This window comes from uncultured Nevskia sp. (genome assembly GCF_903885465.1).
Classification (GTDB): domain Bacteria; phylum Pseudomonadota; class Gammaproteobacteria; order Nevskiales; family Nevskiaceae; genus Nevskia.
Genome location: NZ_CAISIQ010000500.1, coordinates 1 through 4,601 on the forward strand (window position 1 = coordinate 1; position 4,601 = coordinate 4,601).

The window sequence follows — 4,601 nt, forward strand, 5'->3', positions numbered from 1 at the left end:
CGGTGCCGAAACGACCGAGCAACTGATTGCCGGCGGCGCGCACGTGCTGATCACCGATCTGCTCGTCGACGAAGGCAAGGCGCTGGCTGCGAAGTTCGGCGCTGCAGCCAGCTTCTTTCGGCTCGATGTCACCCACGAAGCCGATTGGCAAGCCGCGACTTCCGAAGCGATCGCGCGCTTCGGCGGCCTCGATCTCGTCGTCAACAATGCCGGCCTCGAACTGGCCGGATTCTTTGCCGACATGAGCGTCGACGATTATCGGCGGCAGATGGACGTCAACGGCACCAGCGTCTTCCTCGGCATCAAGCACGCCATCCGCGCGATGCGGCCGGGCGGCGCGGCGGGCAAGGGCGGCGCCATCGTCAACCTGTCCTCGGCCGCCGGCATCAAGGGCGTTGCCGGGCTCGGCGCCTACTGCGCATCGAAGGGCGCAGTGCGATTGATGACCAAGGCAGCGGCCAACGAATGCGCGCGCCTGCACTACGGCATCCGCGTGAACTCGGTACACCCGGGCCTGATCAAGACCGAAATGGGCGTGAAGACGCTTCGCGATTTCGTGAAGCTCGGCATCGTGCCGGATGAGGCAGCAGCCGAATCCGCGTTCGAGGCCGCACATCTGCTTGGCCTCGGGCGAACGGTCGATATCGCGCTGGCAATTCGTTACCTCGCCTCCGATGCCGCGCAGTGGATCACCGGCATGGAGATGGTCGTCGACGGTGGCTATACGGCGGCCTGAGCCTCAGAACTTCCGCACGCAGCAAACCGCAATCACAGCAGGAGCAATTCGATGGCAGCAGACGATTTCATCGCCAACAAATGGACCCAGCTCGCGGGTCTCAAGAACGGGCCGGTTTCGGCCGAGTCCTATCGCTCGCCGGCGTTCTATCAGCTGGAGCGCGAGCGGGTGTTCGGCCGCTCCTGGCTGATCATGGGACGAGTCGAGGAGATCGCCAAGCCGCACAGCTTCATGGTCAAGGAGATCGAGATCTGCGAGGCCTCGGTGCTGATCACGCGCGATGGCGAGGGCCGCGTGCAGGCCTTCCACAACGTCTGCTCGCATCGCCACAATCTCCTGGTCAGCGAGCCGCAGGGCTGCAGTCAGCTGATCAAGTGTCCGTACCACGGCTGGGCTTACGGCACGGATGGCGAGCTGCGTGGCGTGCCGGACGAGAAGTGCTTCGTTGGCCTTGATCGCAAGACGGCCGGCCTCGCGAAGATCGCGACCGAGGTCTGGAACGGTTGGATCTTCATCAATCTGGAGCGCAAGCCTTCGGTGTCGCTCGAGGATTTTCTCGGCGACTTCGGCAGCTTCCTGGCCAACATGGAATACCCGAACGCCGACAACCCGATCGTCGTCGAGGCCCAGCTCGACTGCAATTGGAAAGTCGTTGCCGATGCCTTCAGCGAGTCGTACCACATCCCGGTGATCCATCCGGAAACCATCGGCACCACGTTCGCGTCAACGAGCAATCGCACCGGCCGCCTGATGGACGCGCGCTTCTTCGGCCCGCATCGTTTCTGCTCGATGTACGGCAATCCGGAATATCGGCCGCACGATCACCAGAAGGTCGAGCAGCTCGCCTACAGCCAGGTGCAGACCGGCAGCACCATCGCCGCCGGCAAGGTCGGCAGCATGGATGCCTTCCTGGCTCATCCTTCGGTGAACCCGACACGCACCAAGAGCTGGTCGATGGACGTGAACTTCGTGTTCCCGAACTTCAATCTCGATACCGGACCCGGCGGCTTCTGGACCCATCACTTCTGGCCCACCAGCTATCACACCACGCGCCACGAGGTGCGCTTCTACGTGCCCAAGGCGCTCACGGTGCGCGAGCGGTTCCAGCAGGAGCATTACCTGTCACGCGTGATCGAAGTGCTGGTGGAGGACGTTTCCAACGTCGCGCGCGTGCAGCGCGGTCTGGAGTCCGGCGCCAAGGACGCGATGTTCCTGCAGGACAACGAAGCGCTGCTGCGGCACTCGGTGCATCACGTCGAAAAATGGGCGAAGTCGGCCACCGTGCAGGAGGCGATGAGCGAATGAACAACTCTCTTCTGCCGGCCGCGTTTGCCGATCTTGAAGCGCATGTCGCCGAGTGGGCGCTGCCCAGCTTCGATGCCCGCATGCAGCACCGCGCCGCCTCTTCTATGGACAACATCCGGCGCTTCTACGATGCCATGCAGCCGCGCGCCGAAGCGGCGCTCGCGCATCTCGAAAACTTTCCGCTCGATGCACTACCCGCAGCCGAGCAGCGCTTGATGCACATGCTCTACGCACTCGCCCAGGCGGCGATGGCCGTCGAGATTCATGGTCAGCCGAAAGTCGGCCACGCCAAGCTGCCGATCGCGGTGCGCGTGCTGCGCGAACCGCTGCCGGTCTGAACCGCATTGGAGAAAAGCATGTCCAGCCTCAAGGGAAAAGTGGCGATGATCACCGGCGCCGGTTCCGGTATCGGCCAAGCCACGGCCAGGCTGATGGCCGAACGCGGCGCATCGGTGCTGTGTACGGACCTCAATCCGGAAACCGCTGCAGCCACCGCGGCGATGATCCGCAATGCCGGCGGCATCGCCGAATCGCTGGTTTGCGACATCGGCAGCGAGGACTCGATCAAGGCCGCCATCACCTACGCGGAGGAGCGTTACGGCGGTCTCGACATCCTGCATAACAACGCAGCGCTGCAAGACCCGAAAGTGCTCGCCAAGGATGCCGACATCGCGGCGATGGAGATCGACATCTGGGACCGCACGATGGCCGTCAACGTGCGTGGCACCATGCTCGGCTGCAAGCATGCGATCCCGGCGATGCTCCGGCGCGGCGGTGGCGTGATCGTCAACACCTCGTCCACCTACGGCCTCGCGGCGTACATCAGCCTGCCGGCCTACAGCGCATCGAAAGCGGCGATCAACAGCATCACCCAGCATGTGGCTGCGGCTTACGGCAAGCGCGGCATCCGCTGCAATGCGGTGGCGCCGGCCCTGGTGCTGACGCCGCTGACCGCAGGCTTCATTCCCAAGCCGCTGATCGATATCAACGTCGACGGCGCCTGCACGCCCTTCCTGGGCGGCCCGCTGGAAGTAGCGCAGGCGGTGGCCTTCCTGGCATCGGACGATGCTCGTTTCATCACCGGCCACATCCTGCCGGTGGACGGCGGCACCTTGTGCACGCAGCCAACGGTTCCTGCTTCAAGAAGCTTCTTCGCGCAGGCTGCCAGCTGATTCGCTGGCTCAGTAGATTCGTTCCATAACAATGAGGAGAACACCATGGATCAAACTCGCAGCATCGCCCGCAAATATGCCGACCTGCTCTGCAGCGGCGCCTTCGCCGACGCTTTCGACCTGCTGGCACCGAACGTGAAATACCGGATCATCGGCACCACGCCGCTGTCCACCGACATGCATGGCCGCGACACCGTCAAAGGCGCGCTGGTGCCGGCACTGGCCAGCTTCAAGCAGCCGCCGCAGCTGACCCTCAAGGAGATCATCGTCGATGGCAATCGCGCGGTGATCCTCGCATCGGGCCATGGCATCGGACCCACGGGCCTGCCGTACTCGCAGCCGCATTACGCGATGGTGCTGCGCATCGACAACGGCTTCATCGCTGATGTCGAGGAATACGCGGATACCGTTGCCGTTGAAGTCGCTCTGGTGGGCAAGAAGCTGGTACCCGCCTGAGCCTGCAGCAAGTCTTTATTGATGTGGCACCTTGGTGTTGAACGTGGACCCGGCGTTCGATTCAGGATCTGCGTCATCTGTGAAGTGCCGAAGGTGCCGCATCAATAAAAAATCAATGGTTTCTAGTTATTGAGTCGGCGTTCTGCACCTGTTGGCAAGATCATCCGGTCGGACTCGGTGCGCTCGCGTTCAATATCAGTATGCCGACTCAATAACCCAAGGAGCAGGTGATGAAAGCAGCCGTAGTGCGTTTGCCGACCAGTCTGGAATCGCTGTCGATCGAGGACCTGGCCGAGCCCGCAATCGCCAAGGGCAAGCTCAAGGTGCGCTGGCGCGCCTTGTCGCTGAACTTCCACGATTACGCGGTGGTGGCCGGCATGCTGCCGGCGGTCGATGGCCGGATTCCGATCTCCGATGGCGCCGGTGAAATCGTCGCGGTCGGCGAGGGTGTCAGCGGCTGGGCCGTCGGCGACAAGGTGATGAGCCTGTTCTTCCCGGACTGGCAGGACGGCGAGCCGACTGCAGCCACCACCAGCCGCCTTGGTGGCGACTCCACCGATGGCTGCGCGGTGGAGTTCAGCCTGGTCGACCCGGACAAGCTGACCCGCATTCCGGCCGGCTACTCCTATGCCGAGGCGGCGACCTTGCCCTGCGCTGCGCTGACTGCCTGGCGGGCGCTGGTCGAGGTCGGCCAGATCAAGGCCGGCGATCAGGTACTGGTCGAAGGCACTGGCGGTGTTTCGATCTTCGCGCTGCAGTTCGCCAAGTCCTTCGGGGCAAAGGTCTATGCGACCTCGTCGTCGCCAGCCAAGCTCGAGCGGCTGAAGAAGCTCGGCGCCGATGCCACTGTCGATTACCGCGCCGACCCGAACTGGGGCGAGGCGATCAGTCAGTTGTCCGATGGCGGTGTCGATCACGTCATCGACGTCGGC

Annotated in this window: 6 protein-coding genes; all 6 read left to right on the forward strand. The window is 63.4% G+C overall.

The genetic code is table 11. The features are described from left to right. The coding region (locus tag QZY06_RS19295) for an SDR family oxidoreductase (RefSeq protein ID WP_295687183.1) at positions 1-736 on the forward strand (736 nt) is incomplete at its 5' end. A gap of 51 nt (positions 737-787) precedes the next feature. Beyond that, the gene (locus QZY06_RS19300) at positions 788-2,041 is read left to right on the forward strand and encodes an aromatic ring-hydroxylating dioxygenase subunit alpha (RefSeq protein WP_295687186.1); all 1,254 of its coding nucleotides are present in this window, start codon (positions 788-790) and stop codon (positions 2,039-2,041) included. Further along, positions 2,038-2,379: a hypothetical protein gene (locus QZY06_RS19305; RefSeq protein ID WP_295687189.1), complete on the forward strand. Its 342-nt coding sequence runs from the start codon at positions 2,038-2,040 to the stop codon at positions 2,377-2,379. Before QZY06_RS19300 ends, QZY06_RS19305 begins: the two co-directional genes overlap by 4 nt. An 18-nt stretch (positions 2,380-2,397) precedes the next feature. Continuing rightward, the gene (locus QZY06_RS19310; RefSeq protein ID WP_295687191.1) at positions 2,398-3,213 is read left to right on the forward strand and encodes an SDR family oxidoreductase; all 816 of its coding nucleotides are present in this window, start codon (positions 2,398-2,400) and stop codon (positions 3,211-3,213) included. A 45-nt stretch (positions 3,214-3,258) separates the two neighbouring features. Then, positions 3,259-3,669: a nuclear transport factor 2 family protein gene (locus tag QZY06_RS19315; protein WP_295687192.1), complete on the forward strand. Its 411-nt coding sequence runs from the start codon at positions 3,259-3,261 to the stop codon at positions 3,667-3,669. Positions 3,670-3,899: 230 nt separating this feature from the next. Next, positions 3,900-4,601 (forward strand): NAD(P)-dependent alcohol dehydrogenase (locus QZY06_RS19320; protein ID WP_295687194.1); only part of this gene is annotated, 702 nt, incomplete at its 3' end.

Coding starts and splice junctions, on each gene's coding strand:
- QZY06_RS19300 (WP_295687186.1), top strand. CDS start 788: ATGGCAGCAGACGATTTCATCGCCAACAAATGGACCCAGCTCGCGGGT.
- QZY06_RS19305 (WP_295687189.1), top strand. CDS start 2,038: ATGAACAACTCTCTTCTGCCGGCCGCGTTTGCCGATCTTGAAGCGCAT.
- QZY06_RS19310 (WP_295687191.1), top strand. CDS start 2,398: ATGTCCAGCCTCAAGGGAAAAGTGGCGATGATCACCGGCGCCGGTTCC.
- QZY06_RS19315 (WP_295687192.1), top strand. CDS start 3,259: ATGGATCAAACTCGCAGCATCGCCCGCAAATATGCCGACCTGCTCTGC.